Consider the following 3,518-nt stretch of genomic DNA (forward strand, 5'->3'; position numbering starts at 1 on the left):
AAACCGCCAGCCGCTACATGATGGTCGAGGCATTCGCTCAGATCGACAACGAGGAGACAGACCCAATTCTCAGCATAAAAGCCGCCTGATCATGACCTCAGGCCACCCGACAAATTACACCACCTTGACGGACGTGACCTCGTGGACCCCAGCCGTCGATGACTTCGTTGGTGCAGATGCCATAGCCCTCGCGCCCTTCGAATTTGAAGGCATAGAGTGTGCCGATATATTTGCTAGGGCGCTTGGTCAATGGAGGGGCCTACGGGTTTGGATGCCTCAACTCTGAGCGTCAATCACGTCCATCCGTCAAACGCTTTTCTGCGGCGACGCTAAATTGACAGAGGACCGTCGCTTCGAGGTGAGGGTCACTTTTCCAATCTGCAACGAACGCACGGGCTTTCTCGATCGTCCAAAGCTTCTGTCTGTGCCTGTCGTATTCGTCCAGAATGTTGCCGTCTGTGTAAATGTCATGGGCGCACGTTCCAGTTGACTTGCGCTCCCACTGACCATTCGAAAGCGAAGGAAACTGCATGCGGAGACATTTTGCATCCATAAATCGAAGACCTTTGGTATATGGTTGCCGATAGCTAGCAACTGTATTCATCAGGGATGGCGGGGCTCCCATTTCCGCCGTTTTTTGCAAAGAGCATTGGCGATGATGACGAGCTTGCGCGCGACGGCCGTGACGATGACCTTGTGCGGCTTGCCGGCTTTGCGGCTTGATGAGAGTATTTTCTCTGGCGCCGATCGGAGTGCTGCAGCCAGCGTCAACAAAATGCTCGATCATCAAATGGATGTCCTTCGCCAGATCATGACAACGATGATGGCGTACTCGCAAGGGGAATTCGACTATTCGCCGAATCCGTTGGGGGGAGAGTTGGCATTTGTCGACAAGTCTACTGAAAAAATTCGAACCGGATTCCAGAATCTTGTCACAGAGATATCCAGCATGTCTGAAGCCATCGTATCTGGTAAGCTCGATAGAAACATAGAAATAAACCGGTTTAAAGGTCGATATAAAGAAATCGTGAAATCGTTTGAGCGTGCCTATGATCATCTCAATGACGTTTTAGGTAAAATTGCTCAACAGACAGGAGAGCTTACGATTTGTATCAGTGACGCAAGTTCTGCGGCGGAGTCCCTGAAGTCAACCAGATCATTTCAATCTACCTCCGCTGAGGATATCTCATCATCTGTCCAGCAAACCGGTCAAATGGTCCAAGGGAACGCCGAAGCCTCGAAAATGGTGGCTGAATTGACGGGCGTGAGCTTGGTGAATGCGGGGGAAGGGGCCAAAAGTGTTCAAGAGATGGTCGCCGCAATGCACCACATTAAGCCGGCTTCCGATGATATTGGACGTATCATAAAAGTGATCGACGAAATTGCGTTTCAAACCAAACTACTTGCCTTGAACGCTGCAGTTGAAGCTGCGCGCGCCGGAGAGCACGGTAGAGTTTTCGCGGTGGTCGCTCAAGAAGTTAGAAACCTAGCCAGCCGGTCATCAAAAGCGGCCCAAGAAACGAGCCAGCTGGTTGAGAGTGCAAGTAGACGCGTAGAAGAGGGCGTCTCAGTTGCACCCAAAACGGAAGTTGCCTTTGGCAAGATCGTCGAGAACATCAATAGTATTTCGAACCAAACCAAAACCATAGCACTTTCGTCTGAGGAACAGGCCAAAGGGATTGAGCAAGTTGGAGCTGCAGCTGTTTCTTTACTATCCTCGTCGCGTTCAATGGATGAACAAACTCAACGCGTTGCAAACTTCGTGCAATCTGTAACGTCAGTTGCAGCGTCGCTCGATGATGCAATGAAGGGTTTTTCGACGCGTTCTATTTCTGAGGGAAATAACGACAACATCGCTGCTGCCCTAGATTTGTCAAAGCTTTCGCGTAGTGACCTAATGCGTCTAAATGATACGCTCTCTTCTGGTAAACAAATTCCTTCTGATATATCAGCGATAATAGCCAAGACGAATGTCACCTTGGCTCCTCAGAAACCTTCCGAAAGCCCAAGTATTTTTGAGAAGAATACTGCACTACTGGCGGATGACTCTGATCCTTTCGAAGGCTTTTAATGCGGCGAGCGCCGAACTTAAGTTTTATCGTAGGAAGCGCCGCTGGCAATACGAGGTATTACCTAGCCTTCATGTTTGATGAATTGGTGCAGCTGAACCCAAATGGTAAGAACCTGGTTGGCGATCGTAGGATTTAGCATCAGTTTGTCGTGCCTAAAGGAGCATAGTCGGACAAATGGCGTGAGAGAGTCTGAAACAGCTTTTCTTTGCGTAACGGCTTGGCCACCAGCTCGAGCATCCCAGCGCCAAGGCACTCTACCTCGATTTCGTCACTCATATAAGCTGTCGCACCGATGACTTTTGTGTGAGCCAACGCTGCTTGACTCAGAATTTCACGCGTCGCACTGATACCGTCCATCACAGGCATATTAAGGTCCATGATTACCATATCGGGCTTATATTTGATTGCTAACTCAACGGCTTCTTGACCGTTTTCGGCCGTCCACACGGCATTGCCGTTCTTCTTGAGTAACAGCGACAAAATTCGACGATTGATCGGGTCGTCATCGACGATCATCACACTCAGATCCTGGGGCAGCTGGTCAGACACAGAGCTAATTACTGGACGCGGCTGTGATGCCCTTGGGAAAGAGAAAGTCGCGACCGCACTGGCAGAGTCCTCTCCAGCTTCTTCAAAATTCAGCGACCCACCCAACTCCAAAATTGCGTTTTGTGAAATCCACAGATTTAGGTCGATCGCTTCCTTCTTGTGTTTGTCAGACCCCTGCCCTGAATACACTTTGCGTGCCAGATTTCCGTCACCTAGCTTGGATCGGAAGGTCGGAGCGGTGATGGACAGGCGGTAAGTGATCTGGGTGTCGTGGACTACGCTATCGCATTCGACCCGGACTGATGCGCCCTCGGGCGATGCGAGCGCTTCGATATATAGGCTTTGGAACAGGCTCTGCAGGACGCTTTCTTTCCCAACGGCCATGTGCGAGCCGATGTTGTTTACCAGCGTACTGTCCAAATGCCGGGCTTGGGTGCGAGACACATTCTCGGTGTAGAGCGCATTTAGCACCTTGCCGACATCAATGGCGGTTTGCTCTTGGGTGTCGCTCGGGGTGTCTGACTGCACAAATGACAAGATGTTGTCGACCTGACCCAGCAAACGCTCAGTGCTTTTCTTGAGCGTTTGAAACAAACGCTTGTCAGCGCTGGACAAGGTCATGCCGTCTTCCAAAATATCAAGGCTCAGGAACATCCCGTTCAGCGGCGTTCGCATCTCATGCGAGATTGCGCGGATCAGGCGGCTTTTGGCCAGACTGGCCATCTCGGCTTTCTTCTGCGTTTCTTCAAGCAGGCGCTGTCAATGGCAGGTCAAAAATCCCCAGAATGGGCAAGTTAAAATTCCCCAGTTTGGCGTCCCGGTTGTCAGCGGGATTATAGACTGGCAGCTCCATTTTTGATTTTGGGTGGTCGCCCTCTGCGCTTTGGAGGTGGGGGC

General features: G+C 50.9%; 2 protein-coding genes. One reads left to right on the forward strand and one right to left on the reverse strand.

Annotation, left to right across the window (positions count from 1 at the left end):
• Nucleotides 1-655 precede the first annotated feature (655 nt).
• Nucleotides 656-2,071: a methyl-accepting chemotaxis protein gene (locus tag AB9K37_RS12345; protein WP_369839117.1), complete on the forward strand. Its 1,416-nt coding sequence runs from the start codon at nt 656-658 to the stop codon at nt 2,069-2,071.
• A gap of 139 nt (nt 2,072-2,210) precedes the next feature.
• Here AB9K37_RS12345 and AB9K37_RS12350 read toward each other — a convergent pair whose 3' ends face one another.
• A complete protein-coding gene (locus AB9K37_RS12350) occupies nt 2,211-3,344 on the reverse strand; it encodes a response regulator (RefSeq protein WP_369839120.1) in 1,134 nt (377 codons plus the stop codon).
• Between the last annotated feature and the right edge of the window lie 174 nt (nt 3,345-3,518).

It is taken from the genome of Donghicola sp. XS_ASV15, from assembly GCF_041224595.1.
Classification (GTDB): Bacteria; Pseudomonadota; Alphaproteobacteria; order Rhodobacterales; family Rhodobacteraceae; genus Donghicola.